Below are 21,838 nucleotides of genomic sequence, written 5' to 3'. Positions count from 1 at the left end.
GCCCTACTCGGTCGGAACGACGCGGACCGCGCCGCCCTTGGCGGAGAGTGCAATCTTGCCATCTGCCAGACGCAAGGCATCATTGCCAAAAACCTCGGCCCGCCAGCCTTTCAGTGCCGGCAGATCGCGTTCGCCGGTCGCAATCGCGTCCAGATCCGAGGAGGACGCAATCAGCTTGGGCGCAACACCCGTCGCATCCGCCTTGGCTTTCAACAGCACGCGCAACAGATCCGACAGCGCGGCATTCCCTGGCTTGCCCGGCTCATCATCCTTGGGCTGCGGCAGATCCTTTGTGTCCAGCCCGGTTTTCACCGCAGCCAGAATACCTTGGGCGATATCGCCCTTGCGTGCTTCGCGCAGCAGCAGGCGTGACCGGCCCAGATCATCTTCCGAAGCGGGCTTGGTGGACGCCACCTCGATCATCGCGTCGTCTTTGAACACACGCGAACGGGGAATATCGCGTTGCTGGGCGTAGGCTTCGCGGAATTTGGCCAATTCGCGAAGAATGGCCAGAAAGCGCGGCGAGTTGGTGCGGGTGCGCACTTTCAGCCACGCCTCTTCCGGGCGATTGGTATAGGTCTCTGGGTTTTCCAGAACGCGAACCTCTTCGGTCAACCAATCTTCGCGGTCGTTCTTTTTCAGTTCGGCCGACAGATATTCGTAAATCTGGCGCAGATGGGTCACATCGGCCAGCGCATAGGCCTTTTGCGCATCCGACAAGGGACGGCGGGACCAATCCGTGAAGCGTGAGGATTTATCCAGATTGGCACGCGCGATCTTGCGCACCAGCGTTTCATAGCCAACCTGCTCGCCAAAGCCGCAGACCATCGCCGCCACTTGCGTATCAAACAGCGGCGTCGGGAACAGGCCCGCATCGTGGAAGAAAATTTCCAGATCCTGCCGGGCCGCATGAAACACCTTCACCGTGCCCTCGTGGCGGAACAGATCATAAAGCGGTTCCAGCGACAGACCTTCGGCCAGCGGATCAACCAGAACCGCTTCGCCACCATCAGATTTCCCACTGGAGGCCGGAGGAACGGCAAGCTGAACCAGGCATAATTTAGACCAATAGGTCCGCTCGCGCAGGAATTCGGTATCGACAGTGACATACGGCTTGGATTTGGCAGCTTCGCAAAATCGCGCAAGATCTTCCGTACGGGTAATGGTGATGACGTCGTTGCTCATACAAATCTTTCTTCGGGCGGTTCGTCCGCCAGCCTGTCAGGCATAGGCCCAAGCGTTGATGTTGAAAACATGTATGTTCGTATAAATATCAGGAAAGACTCGGATCAGCGCAGGAATGCCACAGAAAAGGTGATGATCTGACCTGCGCATGTCGATCCGGCGCGTCACCGGACTCATCCACCCTGACATGACGATACGCACCGCACGGGCGCGGTCAGACTGAAATTTCTGCCCGGCGCGCGCTGAAAGGACGGCACCCTTCAGCGCCGCCCTTGTTTGCCTGACCAATTCATCTGAAAAATCACGGGCCGGAATCTGGCCGGATTTTTCGACGGCAGGGGTCGTCTAAACCGGCTCGATATCGCCTTCGGCGCGCCTGGCGTGAAAATTGCTGACAAACTGATCCAGTTGCCCTTCGGCAATCGCGCCGCGCAGACCAGCCATCAGATCCTGATAGTAGTGCAGGTTGTGCCATGTCAGCAGCATGCCGGAGATCATCTCACCCGCGCGGAAGACGTGGTGCAGATAGGCGCGGGAATAGCCGCGGCAGGCGGGACAGGTGCAGCTTTCGTCCAGCGGGCGCGGATCATCGGCGTGACGGGCGTTCTTGATGTTGACCTGTCCTCGGTGGGTCCAGGCCTGTCCGGTGCGGCCTGATCGCGAGGGAAGCACGCAATCCATCATGTCGATGCCGCGCTGAACCGCGCCCACGATATCGTCGGGCTTGCCCACGCCCATCAGATAGCGCGGCTTGTCCTGTGGCAGGAAGCCGGGGGCATAATCCAGCACGTCGAACATCGCCTCTTGCCCCTCGCCCACGGCCAGACCGCCGACCGCGTAGCCGTCAAAGCCGATGGATTTCAGGGCCTCGGCCGATTCTTCGCGCAGATCGCGGGTGACGCCGCCCTGCATGATGCCAAACAGCGCGTGGCCCGGACGGTCGCCAAATGCGTCCCGCGACCGCTGTGCCCACCGCATCGACAGGCGCATGGAGTCCGCCACCGTCTTTTCATCGGCAGGCAGCGCCGGACATTCGTCGAAGCACATGACGATATCCGACCCCAACAGGCGCTGAATTTCCATGCTGGTTTCGGGCGACAGGATGTGTTTCGACCCGTCGATATGGCTGGAAAAGGTCACGCCTTCCTCGGTCAGCTTGCGCAGGCTGGCCAGGCTCATCACTTGAAACCCGCCCGAGTCGGTCAGGATCGGGCGTTCCCAGTTCATGAATTTGTGCAACCCGCCCAGACGCGCAACACGTTCCGCGCCCGGACGCAGCATCAGGTGATAGGTATTGCCCAGCAGAATATCGGCGCCGGTTTCACGCACCGATTCCGGCAACATCGCCTTGACCGTGGCAGCGGTGCCCACGGGCATGAAGGCGGGCGTGCGGATATCGCCGCGTGGCGTGTTGATCACCCCGGTGCGGGCCTTGCCATCGGTTGCATTGACGGTGAACTGAAAACGGTCGGTCATGATTTGGGGGCCTGTCGCTGGAACCGGCTGTATGTAACCGCTGTTCCCGCGCGCTGCAACGTAGCTGACGCTCTGGACCCACGAGGCATGGCACCCTATATAAACAGTCAGAATTTACAGGAACCCGCCATGACCGATCTGCAGGAAGGCGCCCCGCTTATTGCGCCATCAACCACCGAACACGATCTTTACGATCCCATCGTAGAGGCGTGCAAGACGGTTTATGACCCTGAAATCCCGGTCAATATCTATGATCTGGGGCTGATCTACACCATCGACATCAACCCCCAGAACGAAGTCCGGGTCGTCATGACCTTGACCGCGCCGGGCTGTCCGGTGGCGGGCGAGATGCCAGGCTGGGTGGCAGACGCGGTCGAAGCGATCCCCGGCGTCAAGCAAGTTGACGTGGAAATGACCTTTCAGCCGCAATGGGGCATGGACATGATGTCCGATGAAGCCCGGCTGGAACTGGGCTTCATGTAATTGCATTCCATCCGGCCAGCGGCAGACAGCCCCCGGCCGGGTCTGACCGGGATGATTCCGGTCATAACTGCAGATTGTCCAATCTGCCCTGCGCGATACCGGCGGCAAACCGGCCTGCGACATCGGGCCGGAAATACAGTCTGACTGCAGCATCGGGCAGCACCTTCGCACTGAGCAACCCGGCAGCCGCAGGAATATCGGCCACCGAGATTGGCGCGGAAAATCCGCTCTCCACGGCGTTGCGTATCCCCTCGACCGTCTCACGGGTGCCGATCCCGGCAAAATTAGAGGCGTGGATTCGTGCAGACCCGTTTCGCCGCACCTGCAACCGAACATCGGTTGCGGCATTCGGGGCCGGGATCGCCTCGATCAGGATGGGCATTTCCAGCCACCAGTCCGGATCGGGAATAAACCAATGCCCCGAGGAGACCTCACCCGCCAACCGGAAGGTGATCGTGCGGTTCCTGCTGCGCATGAAGTCGCCACCGGTCGAGGACACCCCAACGATCGAGACAGATTGGATATCGACGCGGGCGTCGGTTATCCGGTTGCGAAACGCGGCCTCGAACGCGGCCAGAACACCCGATCGCGACAGGGTCGCCACTGCGGGATCGATCCCCGCATTGTCTTGCCAAAACAGGACACCGTTCTGGAAATCACTGAACCATTGCGCCGGTGACTGCCCGATCATCATCTCATCGCTGGTTGGATAGCCAAGACCGCCCCGTTCCCATCCCTGCCCGGCCCATGTGGCACGAATACCGCCCCGCACTTCCATCGGGCCGGTATCGGGATGCCAATAGATGCTGCCATTGCCGCTGAAGTGATTGTAGCGGCCAATCCGATCCGGGGTGGCCGTCTCATCGGTCACGGGCAGGAACAGATCACTGTTCGGGCCGCCCTTGAAATCGTATTTGCGGCGGATATCGCCATGAACCTCGTGCGCGCCGGTCGATGCCGAGTAATAGATATCGCAATGCTGGAACCGCTTGCGCTGACCCCCACGGACGTTTTCGCAGCCCGATACGGCATTGCCGGTGAACGCAATTCCCAAGGCTGCGGCCTTGGCATCGATATGGGCGCACGGGTCACGCGCGTCTAAAGCGTCATTGTTGGCCTGCAGGGTCACATCGGCCCAGTCCCCGCCTTCATCGGTGTTGGCCACGCGTTGAGTTAACGTCACACCACTATCCGCGGCGACCGATCCGTTCATGCCGGCCGTGCCGTCAAGGTCGCTGCTGTTCGTAGATGTGCCTTCATAAAGCCGCAAATCGCCACTGACCCGGACTGCGCCGCCGCCAGAACGGCTAAAGGTGATCCGGGCTTCCACCCTGACCTCTCCGCCGCAACGCCCGATATCAAATATCTGCCGTTCCGGCGTGGTATCATCCAGCAGCAAGGTGCCCGAGACGCTGCGATTTGCGTATTCATCGCTAAACGGCCAGCTTTCATCATCCTTGATCCTCATGGACAGCGTGTAATTGATCAAATTCGTCATGATAAAGGGTCCTTTCAAAAGCCATTCGTCATCTTTTTCGACATTCGGGCAGCATGGCGGATCGGGCGTGATCGCGACGTGACCCTCACGTTAACGAATGCGAAAAACGCAGCCGCCAGCACTGATCTTGAGTTGTCGGCGATGAACCCCTATTTTGAAGGCCATAGCGACCAGATGCCCCGGACCGTCGCGCCGGAACAAAGGTTCGACCATGTTTTCAATTCCCGGCACCTCGCCCGTGACCATCACCCCCGCCGCCGAGCGTCAGATTGCAAAGCTGATGGCGGGCAAAAATGCCTTTGGCCTGCGGATCGGGCTGAAAAAGGGTGGCTGTGCAGGTATGGAATACACCATGGAAATGGCCACAGAACCCGCTGCGAATGAAGAAGTCATTCAACAGGGCGAGGCTCGTGTGATGATTGCGCCAATGGCGCAGATGTATCTGTTCGGCACCCAGATCGACTATAAGACCGACCTGCTGGAATCCGGCTTCAAGTTCACCAATCCAAATGTGACCGAGGCTTGCGGATGTGGCGAGTCCGTGCGCTTTGAACCGCTGGAAGGCAGCCGCACGGCGAACTGACGCCCAGACGCAGGACATGACGCCATGTCAGGCGCTACCATGATTGCGCCGCGCCTCTGATCCTCCTAAGCCACTGACAACATGACAGGAGGAATACGGATGGCACCGCGTAAGCTGGCCGCAGGCAATTGGAAAATGAACGGCATATTGGCGTCGCTGGACGAAATTGACGCCTTGGCTTTGGCGCATGAAAATGCGGGCTGCGATATTCTGATCTGTCCGCCCGCCCTGTTGGTGCAACCCGCTGCCTGGCACGGAAAACAGATTGTCGCCATCGGCGGGCAGGACTGCCATGCCAATGCATCGGGCGCACATACAGGCGACATTTCAGCCGCTCAGCTAAAGGATGCGGGCGCGGAATATGTGATCCTCGGCCATTCCGAACGCCGCGCCGATCACAACGAAACCGACGCCCAGATCGCGGCCAAGGCCGCCGCCGCCCATGCCGCTGACCTTATCGCCATCATTTGCGTTGGCGAAACCGAGGCACAGCGTGACGCCGGAGAAACGCTGGATATCATTGCAAGGCAGCTTGCCGGGTCAATCCCTGCGGGTTCGACCGCTGCCAACACCGTGATCGCCTATGAGCCGGTCTGGGCCATCGGCACAGGCCGCACCCCCACCAATGACCAAATCGCCGAGGTTCACGCCCTGATGCGCGACAGGCTGGAAAGTCTGGTTGGAAGCGCGGGTGATGTCACCCTGCTGTATGGTGGCAGCGTAAAGCCCGGCAATGCCGCGGAAATTTTTGCCCTGCCCAACGTCAACGGTGCATTGGTCGGCGGCGCCAGCCTGACGGCCTCTGACTTTGGCGCGATCATCACTGCGCTGGACGCGGCCTGATCAGGCGGGCTTGCGCCACTCCATCATATGAAACCACGGCACGCGGCTGTAGCGTGCCGTTTTATCCGGGTCACCTTCGCCATCCGGCATCGGTTCGTCATAATGGGTCAGGTGCAGGCCGGTTTGCAGCAAAAGCTGCATATACAAGCTCATCGGGCGGTGCCAGTTGCGAATATAGATGCCCTGCCAGCCAACCCATTCAGCATGGGGCCGCATGTAATTGTCGATGACAAAGCGTTGCTGCCCCTTGTTGCTGCCAAGCCAGCTTCCAGCAGTTGCAAAGCTGTTCAGATTGACGATCAACAACGCGCCACCGGGCACCAGAACGCGGGCCGCCTCGGCAATGGCGTCTTCGATGCCATCCACATCCACCAAGGTCAGGCAACACAACACCAGATCGAATGAGGCATCGGGGAACGGCAACTGCTCGGCCCGGGCATCGATATAGCTGCCCGAAGGGTCACGTTCGATCGCGACTTCACGCAGGGCTTTGGTTGGTTCGACCCCGACGGTTGCGATCCCCATGGCCTGAATGGCGCGACACATCCGCCCCTCGCCGCAGCCAATGTCCAAGCCGCGCTTGAAATCGCCCCGCTGGATACGCTGCAACAAGGGGGCGTCGATCACATGTTCCCGCGCAAAGTCACCCCGATCACCAAGTGTCGCGATCCACGCCTGCGCCGAGGCTTCCCAGCCGTTGTCGTCCGTCATACTGCCCCCACATCACTGTCCGATGGGTCTAGTAACCCAAAGTCACAACGTCCAGCCCGCATCCGGACAAAAGAAAAACGCGGCCCCGCAAGGAGCCGCGTTTTCCAATTCAGATCGTATCGAACTTAGAAGCGATACGAACCGCGAATCGAAACCAGATCGGTGTCCAGATCGACATCGCCGTTCGAACCGTCGATCACGTCCGAGAAGTCGCTGCGGGTGTATTCCAGACCAACCGAGAACTTCTGGGTGACCAGGTATTCGACGCCAACGCCATAGGTCCAGCCGGTTTCCGAAACGTCGCCTGCATCTTCATCGGTCGAGATGTGCGCAACACCAGCGGTCAGGTAGGGCTGGAACTGGCCCATGTTGTAGCCAGCGCGGCCACGCAGACGCCACAGGTCGGCATCGCCTTCATAATCGTCGAAGTCGACTTTGTTATAGTCCAGTTCGCCGCCCAGGATCCAGTTGCCGACGCCACGGGTATAACCACCGTGGATACCCCATGCTTCCGTATCGCCCAGGTCCAGGTCGTCGCCTTCACCGTCCAGTTCTGCGCTGCCCTGACCGTACTGCAGACCAGCGTAGAAGCCGTCCCAGTTGTAAGCAGGTGCTTCAGCAACGACCGGAGCCACAACAACGGGTGCCGGTTCGATGGGTGCGGTATAACCACCGGCATAAGCGCCAGTAGCGGTGATGGCTGCAACCGATGCGAGGATCAGTTTTTTCATGGATCAAACTCCTTGTTCTATGCCGATTGAGGTAGGCCGGTGGTCTTGGTGTTTAAACCCGACAGCACCGGCACACCGGTCTTTGCGTTGCCCAAAAAACACAGAGGCAGAAAGGGGCCGACAAGAAGGCGTCACGCAAATGAGAGAATATTATAATTACTTTACAATAAACTATACAAAACATGACAGAGAAACAATTCTTCTCCTAGCGGGCAGGAACAAGAATGTGAGTGAGAATTGCACACCATGCAACGAACTTGATCTTGCCATGTTTTGGTCATTTTTCGCCCCGACTCAATTCAAAAAGGCATAGCAGCCCTGCAACAGCGTCAAACCAGCGGCAATCAGGACTTTAAAAAGGGGATTCGCAGCGTCACTGGACCTGGCCGTCTTTACCCGTGACAGTTCGTCCTGTCAGTTTGGCAATCCGACCCCCGCGTGCGTCGACAGCTGCCTGACCGAATTGGATCCATGCACTGCAACGCCACCCCGGGATTTTGCACGAACATTCCACAATACGGAATGAGCTTCCCCAAATTTATCTGCGATCTCCAACAAGTTTCCTATGGCGATAAATTTTCCCTTGCTTTCAGCAGAAATATTATCTCAAAAACGAACAGAATACGCGGCAGCCATGTCCACATCGTGGATAGGCAGGGTTGGGGAGAGCCCGCCGCATCAGGGAGGGACGTATGCAGCTCAGCGAAACTGAGGCAGGGGCCGAACTGGCGCTTGGCGGAATCGAGGCGATGGCCCAGCCCAAACGCGCCGAACGCTGGATGCGGCCCGTCGAAATTCTGGCGGCGGCCTTGCTGATTACGATGATGGTGACAGTTCTTGCCAACGTCTTCTTTCGCTATGTGCTGGCCAAACCGCTGATCTGGGGGGATGAGGTCGCCTCGATCAGCTTCATCTGGATGGCGATGCTGGGCGCGGCGCTGGCTGTCGACCGGCACGAGCATATGAAGCTGACGGTTTTTCTGCCGTTGCTGCCGGATCGGATTGCCCGCATGGCCGAGGTTGCAGGTCAGGTTCTGGTCTGCGTTCTGTTGCTGCGCCTGCTGCCGGTCGCGATCGAATACGCATACGAGGAAAGCTACGTCACCTCGCCCGCGCTTGGCATTCCAATGTCGTGGCGGGCGTCAGCCATTCCCGCCGGCATCGGCCTGATGGCCTTGCTGGCCGTGCTGTCGGTGATCCGCACGAAGGAATGGAAAACCATTATCGGCACCTTGATTGTGACCAGCGCATTGGTTGCGCTGTTATGGGTCATCAAGCCTGCAATGCTGACGCTGGGCAATTGGAACCTGCCGATCTTTCTGGGCTTTTTTGCCGCGGTCCTGCTGTGCATCGGTGTGCCTATCGCCTTTTGCTTTGCCCTTGGAACGCTGGCCTATCTGACCTTTGCCAGCCATTCGCCAGTCTTCGTCATGATGGGCAGGATTGACGAGGGCATGTCGTCGCTGATCCTGCTGTCGGTGCCGGTCTTCGTGCTGCTGGGATGCATTCTGGACGCAACCGGCATGGGCAAGGCGATCGTCAACTTTCTTGCCTCGCTGCTGGGCCATGTGAAGGCGGGGATGAGCTATGTCCTTTTGGGGTCGATGTTCCTTGTCTCGGGCATTTCCGGGTCCAAGGTATCGGACATGGCAACGGTCGCCCCTGCCCTGTTTCCCGAAATGCGCCGCCGAGGACATTCGGGGCCGGAAATGACGGCGCTGCTGGCCACTGGCGCCGCGATGGCCGACACGGTGCCGCCATCCATCGTCCTGATCGTTCTGGGATCCGTCGCCGGCGTATCGATTGCGGGGCTGTTCACATCAGGCTTTGCCATCGCCATGGTGTTGCTGATCGTGCTGGCCCTGCTGGCCCGCTGGAAAGCGCGGGACGAGGATATGAGTGGCGTCAAGCGCGCCACCCTGCCCCTGATCGGCAAGGCTGCCCTGATCTCGGCCCCGGCACTGGTCTTGCCCTTCATGATCCGCAGCCTGGTCGGCGGCGGCGTCGCCACCGCGACCGAGGTGTCGGCCATTGCCGTCCTTTATGCCTTTATCATCGGCATCGTTCTGTATGGCGGGATTCCCGTTCGCAAGATCGGCACGATGCTGATCGATACCGCCGCCATGTCGGGGGCGATCCTGCTGATCCTTGGCGCGGCGTCGTCCATGGCATGGGCGTTGACGCAATCGGGCTTTGCCCGCGATCTGATGACGCTGGTGACCGGCCTGCCCGGTGGCTGGATCGTGTTCATGCTGGCATCCATCGTCATCTTTCTGGTGCTGGGCTGCGTGCTGGAGGGCTTGCCCGCCATCGTGCTGCTGGCCCCGATCATGTTCCCGATTGCACGTGGCCTTGGCATCCATGATGTGCATTACGCCATGGTCATCGTCACCGCGATGAATATCGGGCTGATGGCCCCGCCCATCGGCATCGGCTTCTATATCGCCTGCAAGATCGCGAACGTCCCTGCCGAACAGGTGATGCGCCGCATCTGGCCCTATCTGAGCGCGCTGCTGGTCGGCCTTTTGCTGATCGCTGCCGTTCCGTGGTTTTCAATCGCACTGCTTTGACCAGAACCAACAACATCCTTTGGGAGGAGGACCCCATGACCATCAACCGCCGTAACGTCCTGATGACTGCTGCTGCCGGTGCGCTTGCCGCGCCCTTCATCCGGCCCGGCATGGCCCGCGCCGCCGATTTCAGCTATAAGATCGCGAATAACCAACCGCTGGAACACCCCAGCAACGTCCGCCTGCAAGAGGCGGTGGCCGCGATTCTTGAGCAGACCAGCGGCAGCGTGGACATCCAGATTTTCCCGTCGAACCAGCTTGGCGCGGATACCGACGTTCTGGGGCAGCTGCGTTCCGGCGGGGTCGAGTTCTTCCAGCTGTCGCCGATCATCCTGTCGACGCTGGTACCCAATTCCTCGATCAACGGTGTCGGCTTTGCCTTCCCCGATTACGACACCGTCTGGAAGGCGATGGACGGCGAGCTGGGCGCCTATGAGCGCGGGCAGATCGAAAACGCCGGTCTGGTGGTGATGGACAAGATCTGGGACAACGGGTTCCGCCAGACGACATCCTCGACCAAGCCGATCACCACGCCCGCCGATCTGGAAGGCTTCAAGATCCGGGTGCCGGTCAGCCCGCTATGGACCTCGATGTATACGGCATTCGGCGCGGCCCCGGCCTCGATCAATTTTGCCGAGGTTTATACCGCGCTGCAAACCGGCATCGTGGATGGGCAGGAAAACCCGCTGGCGATCATGAAGGTCGCCAAGATGTGGGAGGTTCAGAAATACCTGTCCATGACCAACCACATGTGGGACGGCTTCTGGCTGCTGGGCAACCGCCGTGCATGGGGCGCCCTGCCCGAAGAGGCGCAGCAGATTGTCGCCGACAATTTCAACGCCGCCGCCGACAAGCAGCGTGCCGATGTGATGGCGTTGAACGCCAGCCTGCGCGGCGAACTTGAGGCCGAGGGCTTTACCTTCAACGAGGTCGATCCCAAACCCTTCGAGGACAAGCTGCGCGAGGCGGGCTTCTATGCCGAATGGAAGAAAACCTATGGCGACGAAGCCTGGGCCATTCTGGAAACAGCCATCGGCCGCACGCTGGTCTGATCCTGATGACGCAAGCCCCCGCCACCGCAACAGGTGAACCCGCCGCTGGCGGGGCGCAGGCGGTGGTGCGGGCGCTGTCGCTTCTGTCGCTGGTCGGCAGGGGCGGCAGCGACGGTGTGGGGCTTGCACAGCTTTCCCAGTCAACCGGCCTGCCGCGCCCGACAGTGCGGCGTCTGTTGCTGGCGCTTGGCACGGCGCGGATGGTGGAACAGGACCGGCAAACGCGGCGCTATCATCTTGGCCCCGAAGCCTATCTGCTGGGCAGCTTTGCCGCCGATCGTCACGGCATTCTGACACATGCGCGGCCCTCGATGCAGCGGTTGGCCATGGAAAGTGGCGATACGGTTCTGCTAACGATCCCGCAGGACGATCACACCCTGTGCCTTGAGCGGGTCGAGGGTGATTTCCAGATCCGCACCCACGCCCTGATGCGCGGTGATCGCAACCGGCCGGCGTCGGCGCGGGCGCCATGGCAATCCTTGCCGCCTTGCCACAGACCGAGGCCGATGCCCTGCAACGCCGCGTGGCCCATCTGACCGGCGATCTGGCCGAGACCCTGGCACTGGATCAGGCCGCGACCCGGCGACAGGGCTATGCGGTGAACCCCGGTCGCATCGTGCCGGGATCGTGGGGATTGGGCGTTGCGATCCTGTGGCCTGACGGACGGCCCGCAGGTGCGCTGTCCATCGCCGCGATCGAGGATCGGATGCGTCCGGAACGACGGTCGGACCTGATTGCCGCGTTGCAACGCGAAGCCCGCCTTGTCGAAGAACATCTGGCCGCGCTTGGCGGCATCCCTAAATCCGAACGCAAAAGGAATACCGCATGAGCGATCCGTTGATTGTCGGCTGGGCGCATACGAAATTCGGCAAATCCGACGCACCCGACACGCTGTCCCTGATGCAGCAGGTCGCCCTGCCCGCGCTGGAACATGCCGGTATCGGGGCGGATGCCGTCGATGGCATCTTTGTGGGTGTCTATAATAACGGCTTTTCGCGTCAGGATTTTCAGGGTGCCCTGGTCGCAATGGGGACACCTGAACTGGCGGGCGTTCCCTTCATGCGCACGGAAAACGCCTGCGCCACGGGGTCGGCCGCGCTGTATGCGGCAGCCGATTTCATCGCTTCGGGCCAGGGCAAGGTTGCGCTGGTGATGGGCGCGGAAAAGATGACTGCCACGCCGGGCCCAGAGGTTGGCGATATCCTTTTGTCAGCCAGCTATGTCCCTGAAGAGGGCCAGATCGATGGCGGCTTTGCGGGCGTCTTTGGCCGCATCACCAGCACCTATTTCCAGCGCCACGGCGACCGGTCCGAGGAGTTGGCCATGATCGCCGCCAAGAACCACGAAAACGGCATGCGCAATCCGCTGGCCCATATGCAGAAGTCCTTTGATGTGGCGTTCTGCAATACACCCTCTGACAAGAACCCGATGGTGGCGGGGCCGTTGAGGCGCACCGATTGTTCGTTGGTGTCGGATGGCGCGGCCGCGCTGGTTCTGGCCGCGCCCGACGTGGCCGCCGATCTGCAACGCGCCGTCGCATTTCGCGCACGGGCGCAGGCGGGCGATCTGCTGGCGCTGTCGCGGCGCGATCCGATTGCGTTCGACGGCCCGCACCGGGCATGGCGTGATGCGCTGGATCGGGCGGGCTTGGGCATCATGGATCTTGATCTGGTCGAAACTCATGACTGCTTCACCACCGCCGAGATGATCGAATATGAGGCGATGGGCCTTGCCCCGCGAGGACAGGGCTGGCGCGCGATCCGCGACGGGGTGACGCGCTTTGACGGTGCCTTGCCGGTCAACCCATCAGGCGGGTTGAAATCGCGCGGCCATCCCATTGGTGCAACGGGCGTATCGCAGCATGTCATGGTGGCAATGCAACTGGCAGGGGATGCGGGCGCAATGCAATTGCCCGGCGCGGCCTTGGGCGGCGTCTTCAATATGGGCGGCGCGGCAGTCGCCAGCTATTGTTCGATATTGGAGCGCGTGAAATGAGCGGTCCTGTCGGTGGCATTTCCCCGGTTTCCACGCGGGTGATGAACCTTGCCACCTTTCTGACACAGGCGGCGCGACGCGACCCGGATGGTATTGCGCTGGTCATGGGCGACAGTCGCTGGACCTGGTCCGACTTCGAGGCTCGCACCGACGCATTGGCCCATGCGCTGCAAACCCGCTTTGGGCTGCGCAAGGGCGATCGGGTGATGTGTCAGTCGCAAAACTGTCTGGAAATGATGCAGGCCATGTTCGCGGTCTGGCGCGCGGGCGGGGTATGGGTTCCCGCCAATTTCCGCCAGACCCCGGATGAGGTCGTCTATCTGACCCAGTCATCGGGCGCGACGCTGATGATCTGCAACGCAGCCTTCCCCGAACATGCCGCCGCCTGCCGCGCGGAATGCCCCATGCTGACCGACATACTGTCCTTCGGTGCGGCTGATTTCGGGCCATCGGTTCAGGACATCACTGCCGACGCGATGGGCAGCCGCCCGCAAATCGCGGCGGTGGATCGCGATGACCCCTGCTGGTTCTTCTTCACATCCGGCACGACCGGACGGCCCAAGGCCTCTGTTCTGACGCATGGTCAGATGGCGTTCGTCGTCACCAACCATCTGGCCGATCTGATGCCAGGGCTGACCGGCGACGATGCCTCACTGGTGGTGGCGCCGCTGTCGCACGGCGCGGGCGTGCATCAACTGACCCAGGTTGCGCGCGGCGTGAAGACCGTGCTGATGCCGTCCGAAAAATTCGATGTGGCGACGGTCTGGGAATTGGTTCGGGAATGGCGCGTCTCGACCATGTTTACGGTGCCGACGATCCTGAAGATGATCGTCGAACATCCCGCGACCGCTGCGGCTGATACATCATCCTTGCGCTATATCATCTATGCCGGGGCGCCGATGTATCGGGTGGATCAGCAAAAGGCGCTGACCACGCTGGGCAAAGTGCTGGTGCAATATTTCGGTCTGGGTGAATGCACCGGCAATATCACCGTGCTGCCGACATTTCTGCACGATGCCGATGACCTGCCCGGCACCCGCATCGGCACCTGCGGCTATGCCCGCACCGGGATCGAGGTGCAGATACAGGACGATCAGGGTAATGAACTGCCCCCCGGCCAGACCGGTGAAATCTGCTGCATCGGGCCTGCGGTCTTTGCTGGCTATTATCAGAACCCCTCCGCTAACGCGAAGTCGTTCCGCGATGGCTGGTTCCGCACCGGCGATCTGGGCTATATGGACGAGGCAGGCTTTCTGTTCATCACGGGCCGCGAATCCGACATGTTCATCTCGGGCGGATCGAACGTCTACCCCCGAGAGATCGAGGAGAAGATCCTGACCCATCCGGCGATCTCCGAGGTTGCCGTGCTGGGCGTGCCCGACCCCTTGTGGGGTGAAATCGGCTGGGCGGTCTGCGTGCCATCTGCCTCGATCCAGGAAGCCGAACTGGCCGCGTTCCTTGATGGCAAACTGTCGCGCTACAAGATGCCCAAACGGTTCCTGTTCTGGGATGCGCTGCCAAAATCGGCCTATGGCAAGATCACCAAAAAGCTCATCCGCGAAGAATTGGAAGCACGCGGTCTTATCGGCGACGAAAAGGCGCGCGCGTGAGGCGTGGGATGATCCATCCCGGCCCGCGTGCTGATCAGCGGGTGCAGGCGCGACGGGCGACGTTGGTCCCGATAAAAGGCATCCTTCCCGCCGGAGTCAGTGTCATGCAGGCGGTGGGCGATCTGTTCGCGGCCCATGGCTGCCGGGGCGGCATGCTTTGGCTGGACGGCGTGACCTGTGATCCGATGCGTTATGTGCTGCCCGCGCTGTCAACCGATGGCCTGCACGCGGCGTGGTATTCAGAGACCTATGCCCCTGACGGGCCGTGGGTCATCGAAAGTGCGACAGCCAGCGTGGGACAAAAAAACGGTGAACCCTTTCTGCACTGTCATGGCATCTGGACCAATGACCGCACGCGGGACATGGGCCACCTGCTGCCCTTTGACAGCATTCTGACGGCGCAGGCGCAGGTCAGTGGGCTTGGCGCGGCTGATACATGGTTTGAATCGCTGCCGGACAGTGAGACCGCATTTACCCTGTTCACCCCGGTGAATGGCGATAGGGGTCGATCTGTTCTTGCGCGTCTTCTGCCCGGTGAAGACGTCATCACCGCCATCGAGGCTTTGGCCGCCGAACACGGTATTCTGCACGCCAATCTGCATGCGGTGGGCAGCATCGACCATATCCGGTTCACCGATGGCCGCAGGGTCGATTGCCTTGCGACCGAACTGCATTTCACCGGCGCCACGCTGGCCGACGGCAGCGCAGATATCCCCATAGAGGTGGTGGACATCACCGGCGAAATTCACCGTGGAACGCTGACACGGGGCCATAACCCGGTGGGCGTCACAGTTGAACTGATTATCGAAACCAAAGGACAGAAAGCATGAGCAAAGTTGCCATTGTCACCGGCGGGTGCCGGGGAATCGGTCTGGCCGCAACCGAGATTTTCCTGGAACAGGGCTGGCGCGTCGCGATCGTAGACCGCGACACAGAAGAACTGCATGCCGCCGCAGCAAACCTGCCCGGCGTGCTGGCGGTCGAGGCTGATATTTCCGATCCGGTGCAGGTGGATCGGATGATCGCGGAAACGGTCACGGCCTTTGGTCAGGTCGATGCGCTGGTCAACAACGCCGGTGTGGCGCTGTTCGCCCGCGTCGGCAAGACCGGTTTCGACGAATGGCGAGAGGTGATGGGAACGAATCTGGATGGCGTTTTCCTGTGCACGCAAGCCGCCGTCCCCGAACTGGTCAAGACCAAGGGGGCCATCGTCAACATCGCCTCGATCTCTGGTCTGCGGGCATCGACGCTGCGCGTGGCCTATGGCACGTCCAAGGCGGCGGTGATCCATCTGACCAAACAATTCGCGGCAGAACTGGGCGAAGCGGGCATTCGCGTCAATTGCGTGGCGCCCGGCCCCGTGCGCACCAAACTGGCCATGGCGGTCCACGCGCCCGAAATCATCGCGGCCTATTACGACGCCATTCCCCTGAACCGCTATGGAGAGGCGCGAGAAATCGCCGAGGCGATTGTCTTCCTCGCCTCGGACAAGGCCAGCTTTATCAGCGGGCAGACGCTGGCGGTGGATGGCGGCTTTGCCGCAACAGGTGTCGGCCTGCCTGCCCTGCGGCGGGAAAACGAAGCGGTCTAAGGCGGCGTTGCGGAACTGCCGAAAATGCCAGCGACCTCGATGTGGCCGCTGGCATTTTCCATGCCGATGCCATTAAACCTTGGCGCATCATCAAGATCCGAGGGACCACATGGCCTATTTCCCCACCTGGCGCCGCGCGACGGGCAATACCGTCCTGCCAGATGAAAAACTGCCGCCGGCAGCCGCAGTTCCGATGAGCCTGCAACATTTGCTGGCAATGTCGGGATCGACCATTCTGGCGCCGCTGCTGATGGGGTTTGATCCGAATGTCGCCGTCTTCTTTTCGGGCATCGGCACGCTGCTGTTCTTCTTCATCACCGGCGGCCGAGTGCCCAGCTATCTGGGATCGTCATTCGCCTTTATCGCCGTGGTGATCGCCGCCACAGGCTTTTCCGGCAGCGGGGCAAATCCAAATATCGGCGTGGCCCTTGGCGGCATCATCGCGGCGGGCGCGGTCTATGCATTGATCGGCCTGATCGTCATGGCTGCCGGCGCTGGCTGGGTGGAAAAGCTGATGCCCCCCGCGGTGACAGGCGCGATTGGCGTGGCGATCGGCCTGAACCTTGCGCCCGTCGCCGTTGGACAGCTAAAGGGCAGCGGCGCCCATATGGCCATCGCCTTTGCCACCGTGCTGTGCATGGCAATGGTATCGGCCTATGGGCCACAGGCGATCCGCCGGGTCGCCGTTCTGCTGGCGCTGGTCTTTGGTTATGCGCTGGTCCTGATCCTTGGCAATGGGGCGGGGCTGCTGCCCGGCATCGATTTCAGCAGCGTTGCGGCGGCACCGTGGTTCGGACTGCCCAATTTTGTGAAGCCGGAATTCAACTGGCAGGCGATCAGCCTGATTGCCCCCGTAGCCGTCGTTCTGGTGGCCGAAAATCTGGGCCATATCAAGGCCCTTGGCTCGATCACCGGGCAGAACATGGACCGCTATATCGGGCGCGGTTTTCTGGGCGACGGCATTGCCACCATGATCGCGGGATCGGGCGGCGGCACAGGTGTGACCACCTATGCCGAAAATATCGGCGTCATGGCGATGACCAAGGTCTATTCGACGCTGATTTTTCCAATCGCTGCAATGATCGCGATTTTCCTTGGCCTGTCGCCCAAATTCGGCGCGGTCCTGCAAACCATTCCAGCCCCGGTTCTGGCCGGTCTGGCGGTGTCTGTCTTTGGGCTGATCGCCTCGGCAATGGCGCGGATCTGGGTCGATAACAAAGTCGACTTTTCCGATTCGCGGAACCTGTTCACCGTGGGGGTCGCGCTGATTCTTGGCGCTGGCGATTTCACGGTGAATATCGGTGGCTTTGCACTGGGTGGCATCGGCACCTCCACGCTGGCTGCGCTGATGCTGTATCAATTGCTCAGCATCGGCCGTCGTTAACCGACCATCGCCCTGACATCTTTGTTGAAAGGAAGATGGTCGGGGCGAGAGGATTCGAACCTCCGACCTACGGTACCCAAAACCGTCGCGCTACCAGGCTGCGCTACGCCCCGACTTGGCGGCTTCTAGCGGATCAAAACGCCGAGGGAAAGACCTAGTCGCAGGGCCAAGCCGCACGATTTGGATTTAATCGTGGATGGGCCATGGGTTGCCCGATCTTCAGCCCATGCGCATCCGCCTGTCCGGCCGCGATTTCCAAAATCATCAGGCGTTCCGGCTGCGGATCACCAATCGCCGCCCCGGGGATCGAGGTTTCGTCCATCGGACGGGCATTTCGGTGGATATGCCGAATCACCCCGGCAGCGTCCATGAAGATCAGATCCAGCGGGATATAGGTGTTACGCATCCAGAAACTGGTTCTTCGCGGGCTGTCATAGATGAACAGCATCCCGGAATCCGCGGCCAATTCACGGCGATACATCAACCCTTGGGCGCGTTCGGAGTCATCATCGGCGATTTCGACGCGAAAGGACGTCACGCCCTGCGCGGTATTGAAATGCACGACATCGCCCGCGCAAACCGGCGTCTGGGCAAAAAGTGGCGGGGAAAATGTCAGGCCAGCAATAAGAAAGGCCGCCGAAGCGACCTTATTCTGCAACATGAGCAAGGAAATCATCGTCTCGTTCGTGTTCGTCATCGGAAGCACCGAACAGGCTGTCGCTTTGCGGCACGCCGCTGTCCCAGCTGCTGATTTGCGCAGCCATCAGGCCACGCGGCCCTTCTACGACACGAATGCCGATAGCCTCACCGATGGCCAAATCGGCAAAACCCGAATGGCGCAGCACTTCGACATGCAGGAACACATCATCCGGAAGGCCGAAAATATTCGCGAATCCAAAGCCTTTTGCCTTGTCGAACCATTTCACCCGTGCCGGACGCAGCGGCAGGCTGTCCAATTGTTCGATGACGCCATTTTCCAGATCGGCGATCGGTGCACTGCCGTCAGTGACCGGCGGCTCGATCGAGACGACTTCGGTGGCTTGCAGACCGCGCTTGGTCGGTTGCATCCAGACCGTCACGCGCGATTGATCAGCAACCGAACTGCGACCGAAGTTACGCAGCACGTTTGCATGCAAGAGGATGTCTGCCCCACCCTCTGAATTCAAGATGAAACCATACCCTTTCGCAGGGTCAAACCATTTGACCACACCAAAGACCAGTTTCAGTCCATTTTCGTCCGTCATCGTCATATCACCGCATCGCACATTATCGTGCTGTTCTTTAGTTCGCCGCCTGCATCCGCCTGCACTGGCTCTTCGCGTGACTCAATTTTCCGAACCCACGAATGTAACTTGCTGCCGACGAACGAAATATCGTCAGCCATCTTGCCACGAAGGTCAAGCTGTCTATGGATACAATCTTTGAACAGCCCAACTCTCGTAATTTTGTATGTCCCATACAAAGCGATCATGCAAGCGAAACGCACCTTCAGCCCAAAACTCTATGGATACAGGATGTATCCTCAGTCCTCCCCAAGATGGGGGGCGTGTCGGGGAATTTCCATACCGGATCGTATATTTTGCGACATCCGCTAAAAGTTGCCCACGGCTTGCCAATGGGCGCGATTGTTTCGACGCCCACGCGCCGATCCTGCTTTGCAAGGCCCGGCTTGCGTAATATTCGTCCGCCTGCGGCCCTTCCTCGCGGGTAACGGTGCCGCGCACGCGTATCTGGCGGCGCAATGATTTCCAGTGCATGACGAAAGCCGCCTTGCCGGTGGCAGCAATTTGCCGACCCTTGGCGCTTTCGTAATTCGTATAGAAAACAAATGAGCCGTCGGTGCCGCTGCCTTCGATCGCTTTCAGCAGGACCATGCGAGCATCGGGCATTCCCTCCGGATCGACCGTGGACAACGCAATGGCGTTCGGATCATTCGGCTCGGTCTTTTCGGCTTCCGCCAACCAACGCCGCGCGATTTCAAAGGGATCATCTCCTGCGAACAGGCCATCTCTGTCAGCCATTCAATCATTCCTTGCGCTTGATGCTGCCTGACCTTTGCCATAAGCAAATTTCATAATTGGTTGAAAGCGCGAGAGTCAGAACATGTCAAGCGAGCAAAAAAACGGTTTGATGGCAGGTAAACGCGGTCTGATCATGGGCTTGGCGAATGATAAGTCCATCGCCTGGGGTATCGCGCAGGCACTGGCATCCGAAGGCGCAGAACTGGCGTTTTCCTATCAGGGCGACGCACTGAAGAAACGGGTTGATCCGCTGGCGGCGCAACTTGGCTCTGACATGGTGCTTCCCTGCGATGTCAGCGATGTCGCGTCGATCGACGCGCTTTTTGATACACTTCAGGAAAAATGGGGCAAGATCGACTTTCTGGTCCATGCCATCGGCTTTTCCGACAAGGACCAACTGCGCGGCCGTTACGCCGACACCACGCGCGAAAACTTTCTGATGACCATGGATATCTCGGTCTTTTCCTTCACCGCTGTCGCCAAACGTGCGGCTGCAATGATGCCTGATGGCGGCAGTTTGCTGACCCTGACCTATTACGGGGCCGAACGGGTGATGCCACATTACAACGTGATGGGCGTAGCCAAGGCGGCCCTGGAAGCCAGTGTCCGCTATCTGGCCGAGGATCTGGGCAAGGACGGTATTCGCGTCAATGCGATCAGCGCCGGCCCGATCAAGACGCTGGCCGCGTCAGGCATCGGCGATTTCCGTTACATCATGAAGTGGAACGAACTGAACTCGCCCCTTCGCCGCAATGTGACACAGGAAGACGTCGGAAATTCGGCGCTGTATCTGCTGTCGCGGCTTGGCGCGGGTGTGACCGGCGAAACGCATCACGTCGATTCGGGCTATCACGTCGTCGGGATGAAGGCGGTTGATGCGCCCGATATTGCCGTGGTGAAGAAAGACTGACCGGGGCCATATAAAGCAGCATGATCACGGTCACCGCGCAGCAGTTGCAGATCTTCGCCGGAATTCTGGTCCCGGCGATCCTGTCCCCTGGTCCTGCGGTGATCGCGGCCAGTCAAAGCGCCTTTGCGCTTGGGCGGGCGCGCACGCTGCCCTATGCATGGGGACTGGCCTTTGGCGCGTCGCTGTGGTGTGCCGTGTCTCTATTGGGTCTGACCATCATCTTTCAAACGCTTCCCTGGACCTATACGGCCCTGACGGTGCTGGGCGGGCTGTATCTGTTATGGATCGCATGGAAGATGTGGCGGCACGCGCCCGATCCCTTGCCGGACCCTGCCGAAGGCACGGGGGGAATCAGCTTTTGGGGCGGGGTGACATTGAACCTGTCGAACCCGAAACCTGCGCTGTTTTATTCATCAGTCCTTCTGTCCGTGTTCCCTCTGTCTTTGACCGTTCTGGATAAAGTTGCAATTTACACTACGGCAGTTAGCGTCGAGATGATATTTTATACCGCCGTTGCCTGCTTGATGGCTTTGCCTTGGCCGCGACGTCGTTATTATGCATCAAAATTCTGGATAGACCGTGGTGCCGGGCTGTTGATCGGACTTTTGGGCCTGACGCTGATTTTGCGCCACTGACGCGACTGACTAGGGAGCCGATAGATGATGGACCGCCTGCCCCACGAAAAGGGTTTTCACGTAAGCTGGGATCAATTGCACCGCGACGCACGGGCCCTGTCCTGGCGCCTGGACGGCAATGACTGGCGGGCGGTTGTCGCGGTGACGCGCGGCGGTCTGGTTCCGGCAATGATCGTGGCGCGGGAACTGGACATCCGCACCATCGATACGATCTCGATCCGGTCCTATAAGGGCGTGGGCACGGAAGCCGGCCAAGGCCAGCTGGAAGTGCTGAAAAGACCCGATGATCAGTTGATGCGCGATGGCGACGGCATTCTGGTCATCGACGATCTGGTCGATTCGGGCCGGACGCTGGAGCTGATCCGCGAAATGTATCCGAAAGCGCATTTCGGCACCGTCTATGCCAAGCCCAAGGGCAAGCCGATGGTGCAGACCTATGTCACCGAAGTGAGTCAGGATACATGGATCTTTTTCCCCTGGGATATGGCGCTGCAATATGTGCAGCCTTATCGCGGCACGGATTAAACCGATAATTTCAAATAATTGTGTGAAATTTCAGT

The 21,838-nt window shown here is 60.0% G+C and carries 23 protein-coding genes and 1 tRNA gene; 15 read left to right on the top strand and 9 right to left on the bottom strand.

Annotated elements, in window-relative coordinates; all coding sequences use genetic code 11:
- Positions 1-3: 3 nt before the first annotated feature.
- Positions 4-1,185, bottom strand: coding sequence for a ribonuclease D (gene rnd, locus H4P12_RS01945; protein ID WP_187791893.1), 1,182 nt, complete (start codon positions 1,183-1,185; stop codon positions 4-6).
- Between the two features lie 345 nt (positions 1,186-1,530).
- Positions 1,531-2,661, bottom strand: coding sequence for a tRNA guanosine(34) transglycosylase Tgt (gene tgt, locus H4P12_RS01940; RefSeq protein WP_187791892.1), 1,131 nt, complete (start codon positions 2,659-2,661; stop codon positions 1,531-1,533).
- Positions 2,662-2,790: 129 nt separating this feature from the next.
- On the opposite strand from tgt, the gene H4P12_RS01935 reads away from it, so the two are divergent.
- Positions 2,791-3,144, top strand: coding sequence for an SUF system Fe-S cluster assembly protein (locus H4P12_RS01935; protein ID WP_187791891.1), 354 nt, complete (start codon positions 2,791-2,793; stop codon positions 3,142-3,144).
- Between the two features lie 61 nt (positions 3,145-3,205).
- Here the strand turns inward: H4P12_RS01935 and H4P12_RS01930 are convergent, their stop codons facing one another.
- Positions 3,206-4,642, bottom strand: a complete 1,437-nt coding sequence (locus H4P12_RS01930; protein ID WP_223115666.1) for an LGFP repeat-containing protein — start codon at positions 4,640-4,642, stop codon at positions 3,206-3,208.
- Between the two features lie 211 nt (positions 4,643-4,853).
- Here H4P12_RS01930 and H4P12_RS01925 point away from each other — a divergent pair, with 211 nt between their 5' ends.
- Entirely contained in the window at positions 4,854-5,225 is a 372-nt protein-coding gene (locus H4P12_RS01925; RefSeq protein WP_187791890.1) for a HesB/IscA family protein, read from the top strand.
- A 99-nt stretch (positions 5,226-5,324) separates the two neighbouring features.
- Positions 5,325-6,068 (top strand): triose-phosphate isomerase, encoded by a 744-nt coding sequence (tpiA, locus tag H4P12_RS01920; RefSeq protein WP_187791889.1) that lies wholly within the window; start codon positions 5,325-5,327, stop codon positions 6,066-6,068.
- On the opposite strand, the gene H4P12_RS01915 is transcribed toward tpiA, so the two are convergent.
- Entirely contained in the window at positions 6,069-6,779 is a 711-nt protein-coding gene (locus H4P12_RS01915) for a class I SAM-dependent methyltransferase (protein WP_187791888.1), read from the bottom strand.
- 125 nt (positions 6,780-6,904) lie between these two features.
- Complete coding sequence (locus H4P12_RS01910) at positions 6,905-7,510, bottom strand: outer membrane protein (RefSeq protein WP_187791887.1); 606 nt, start codon at positions 7,508-7,510, stop codon at positions 6,905-6,907.
- 692 nt (positions 7,511-8,202) lie between these two features.
- Here H4P12_RS01910 and H4P12_RS01905 point away from each other — a divergent pair.
- From H4P12_RS01905 to H4P12_RS01870, 9 genes are all read left to right on the top strand, one after another.
- Positions 8,203-10,080 carry a TRAP transporter large permease gene (locus H4P12_RS01905; RefSeq protein ID WP_187791886.1) on the top strand — a complete coding sequence of 626 codons (1,878 nt, stop codon included), beginning with the start codon at positions 8,203-8,205 and terminating at the stop codon, positions 10,078-10,080.
- Positions 10,081-10,115: 35 nt separating this feature from the next.
- Positions 10,116-11,132 (top strand): TRAP transporter substrate-binding protein, encoded by a 1,017-nt coding sequence (locus tag H4P12_RS01900; protein ID WP_187791885.1) that lies wholly within the window; start codon positions 10,116-10,118, stop codon positions 11,130-11,132.
- A 5-nt stretch (positions 11,133-11,137) separates the two neighbouring features.
- Positions 11,138-11,668 (top strand): IclR family transcriptional regulator, encoded by a 531-nt coding sequence (locus tag H4P12_RS18650; protein ID WP_246448794.1) that lies wholly within the window; start codon positions 11,138-11,140, stop codon positions 11,666-11,668.
- Entirely contained in the window at positions 11,620-11,961 is a 342-nt protein-coding gene (locus H4P12_RS18645) for an IclR family transcriptional regulator (protein WP_246448788.1), read from the top strand. Before H4P12_RS18650 ends, H4P12_RS18645 begins: the two co-directional genes overlap by 49 nt.
- Positions 11,958-13,127: an acetyl-CoA acetyltransferase gene (locus H4P12_RS01890; protein ID WP_187791884.1), complete on the top strand. Its 1,170-nt coding sequence runs from the start codon at positions 11,958-11,960 to the stop codon at positions 13,125-13,127. Before H4P12_RS18645 ends, H4P12_RS01890 begins: the two co-directional genes overlap by 4 nt.
- A complete protein-coding gene (locus tag H4P12_RS01885) occupies positions 13,124-14,737 on the top strand; it encodes an acyl-CoA synthetase (protein ID WP_187791883.1) in 1,614 nt (537 codons plus the stop codon). Before H4P12_RS01890 ends, H4P12_RS01885 begins: the two co-directional genes overlap by 4 nt.
- On the top strand, positions 14,734-15,567 hold the full coding sequence (locus tag H4P12_RS01880) for a PCC domain-containing protein (protein WP_343069748.1): 834 nt from the start codon (positions 14,734-14,736) through the stop codon (positions 15,565-15,567). Before H4P12_RS01885 ends, H4P12_RS01880 begins: the two co-directional genes overlap by 4 nt.
- The gene (locus H4P12_RS01875; RefSeq protein ID WP_187791882.1) at positions 15,564-16,328 is read left to right on the top strand and encodes an SDR family NAD(P)-dependent oxidoreductase; all 765 of its coding nucleotides are present in this window, start codon (positions 15,564-15,566) and stop codon (positions 16,326-16,328) included. The genes H4P12_RS01880 and H4P12_RS01875 overlap by 4 nt, the downstream gene beginning before the upstream one ends.
- Positions 16,329-16,437: 109 nt before the next feature.
- Positions 16,438-17,712 carry a solute carrier family 23 protein gene (locus H4P12_RS01870; protein WP_187791881.1) on the top strand — a complete coding sequence of 425 codons (1,275 nt, stop codon included), beginning with the start codon at positions 16,438-16,440 and terminating at the stop codon, positions 17,710-17,712.
- Between the two features lie 36 nt (positions 17,713-17,748).
- Here H4P12_RS01870 and H4P12_RS01865 read toward each other — a convergent pair.
- The 4 genes from H4P12_RS01865 to pdxH all read right to left on the bottom strand — a co-directional run bounded on the left by H4P12_RS01865 (position 17,749) and on the right by pdxH (position 19,733).
- Positions 17,749-17,825, bottom strand: a tRNA-Pro gene (locus H4P12_RS01865).
- 41 nt (positions 17,826-17,866) lie between these two features.
- A complete protein-coding gene (locus tag H4P12_RS01860) occupies positions 17,867-18,373 on the bottom strand; it encodes a DUF192 domain-containing protein (protein ID WP_187791880.1) in 507 nt (168 codons plus the stop codon).
- Positions 18,360-18,962 (bottom strand): cold-shock protein, encoded by a 603-nt coding sequence (locus H4P12_RS01855; RefSeq protein WP_425498194.1) that lies wholly within the window; start codon positions 18,960-18,962, stop codon positions 18,360-18,362. The genes H4P12_RS01860 and H4P12_RS01855 overlap by 14 nt, the downstream gene beginning before the upstream one ends.
- A 156-nt stretch (positions 18,963-19,118) precedes the next feature.
- Entirely contained in the window at positions 19,119-19,733 is a 615-nt protein-coding gene (gene pdxH, locus H4P12_RS01850; protein ID WP_187791878.1) for a pyridoxamine 5'-phosphate oxidase, read from the bottom strand.
- 82 nt (positions 19,734-19,815) lie between these two features.
- Between pdxH and fabI the strand changes: the two genes are divergently transcribed.
- From fabI to gpt, 3 genes are read left to right on the top strand one after another with little or no spacing between them, the layout of a single operon-like run.
- Positions 19,816-20,643, top strand: coding sequence for an enoyl-ACP reductase FabI (gene fabI / locus H4P12_RS01845; RefSeq protein WP_187791877.1), 828 nt, complete (start codon positions 19,816-19,818; stop codon positions 20,641-20,643).
- Positions 20,644-20,663: 20 nt separating this feature from the next.
- Entirely contained in the window at positions 20,664-21,278 is a 615-nt protein-coding gene (locus H4P12_RS01840; RefSeq protein WP_187791876.1) for a LysE family translocator, read from the top strand.
- 24 nt (positions 21,279-21,302) lie between these two features.
- Positions 21,303-21,803: a xanthine phosphoribosyltransferase gene (gpt, locus tag H4P12_RS01835; RefSeq protein ID WP_187791875.1), complete on the top strand. Its 501-nt coding sequence runs from the start codon at positions 21,303-21,305 to the stop codon at positions 21,801-21,803.
- Positions 21,804-21,838: the final 35 nt, after the last annotated feature.

Origin of the sequence: Paracoccus amoyensis, assembly GCF_014490725.1 — a bacterium.
Lineage (GTDB): Bacteria > Pseudomonadota > Alphaproteobacteria > Rhodobacterales > Rhodobacteraceae > Paracoccus > Paracoccus amoyensis.
Note: the sequence above shows the minus strand (reverse complement) of the source record. Positions and strands in the feature narration are given on the sequence as shown.

What these genes read in the sequence shown, in the direction of transcription:
- H4P12_RS01900 (WP_187791885.1), top strand. Translation starts at nt 10,116, where the DNA reads ATGACCATCAACCGCCGTAACGTCCTGATGACTGCTGCTGCCGGTGCG.
- H4P12_RS01855 (WP_425498194.1), bottom strand. Translation starts at nt 18,962, where the DNA reads ATGACGATGACGGACGAAAATGGACTGAAACTGGTCTTTGGTGTGGTC.
- H4P12_RS01890 (WP_187791884.1), top strand. Translation starts at nt 11,958, where the DNA reads ATGAGCGATCCGTTGATTGTCGGCTGGGCGCATACGAAATTCGGCAAA.
- H4P12_RS01875 (WP_187791882.1), top strand. Translation starts at nt 15,564, where the DNA reads ATGAGCAAAGTTGCCATTGTCACCGGCGGGTGCCGGGGAATCGGTCTG.
- H4P12_RS18650 (WP_246448794.1), top strand. Translation starts at nt 11,138, where the DNA reads ATGACGCAAGCCCCCGCCACCGCAACAGGTGAACCCGCCGCTGGCGGG.
- H4P12_RS01935 (WP_187791891.1), top strand. Translation starts at nt 2,791, where the DNA reads ATGACCGATCTGCAGGAAGGCGCCCCGCTTATTGCGCCATCAACCACC.
- tgt (WP_187791892.1), bottom strand. Translation starts at nt 2,661, where the DNA reads ATGACCGACCGTTTTCAGTTCACCGTCAATGCAACCGATGGCAAGGCC.
- H4P12_RS01930 (WP_223115666.1), bottom strand. Translation starts at nt 4,642, where the DNA reads ATGACGAATTTGATCAATTACACGCTGTCCATGAGGATCAAGGATGAT.
- fabI (WP_187791877.1), top strand. Translation starts at nt 19,816, where the DNA reads ATGTCAAGCGAGCAAAAAAACGGTTTGATGGCAGGTAAACGCGGTCTG.
- H4P12_RS01885 (WP_187791883.1), top strand. Translation starts at nt 13,124, where the DNA reads ATGAGCGGTCCTGTCGGTGGCATTTCCCCGGTTTCCACGCGGGTGATG.
- H4P12_RS01870 (WP_187791881.1), top strand. Translation starts at nt 16,438, where the DNA reads ATGGCCTATTTCCCCACCTGGCGCCGCGCGACGGGCAATACCGTCCTG.
- H4P12_RS01910 (WP_187791887.1), bottom strand. Translation starts at nt 7,510, where the DNA reads ATGAAAAAACTGATCCTCGCATCGGTTGCAGCCATCACCGCTACTGGC.
- H4P12_RS01915 (WP_187791888.1), bottom strand. Translation starts at nt 6,779, where the DNA reads ATGACGGACGACAACGGCTGGGAAGCCTCGGCGCAGGCGTGGATCGCG.
- H4P12_RS01925 (WP_187791890.1), top strand. Translation starts at nt 4,854, where the DNA reads ATGTTTTCAATTCCCGGCACCTCGCCCGTGACCATCACCCCCGCCGCC.
- gpt (WP_187791875.1), top strand. Translation starts at nt 21,303, where the DNA reads ATGATGGACCGCCTGCCCCACGAAAAGGGTTTTCACGTAAGCTGGGAT.
- rnd (WP_187791893.1), bottom strand. Translation starts at nt 1,185, where the DNA reads ATGAGCAACGACGTCATCACCATTACCCGTACGGAAGATCTTGCGCGA.
- tpiA (WP_187791889.1), top strand. Translation starts at nt 5,325, where the DNA reads ATGGCACCGCGTAAGCTGGCCGCAGGCAATTGGAAAATGAACGGCATA.
- H4P12_RS01840 (WP_187791876.1), top strand. Translation starts at nt 20,664, where the DNA reads ATGATCACGGTCACCGCGCAGCAGTTGCAGATCTTCGCCGGAATTCTG.
- pdxH (WP_187791878.1), bottom strand. Translation starts at nt 19,733, where the DNA reads ATGGCTGACAGAGATGGCCTGTTCGCAGGAGATGATCCCTTTGAAATC.
- H4P12_RS01860 (WP_187791880.1), bottom strand. Translation starts at nt 18,373, where the DNA reads ATGTTGCAGAATAAGGTCGCTTCGGCGGCCTTTCTTATTGCTGGCCTG.
- H4P12_RS01905 (WP_187791886.1), top strand. Translation starts at nt 8,203, where the DNA reads ATGCAGCTCAGCGAAACTGAGGCAGGGGCCGAACTGGCGCTTGGCGGA.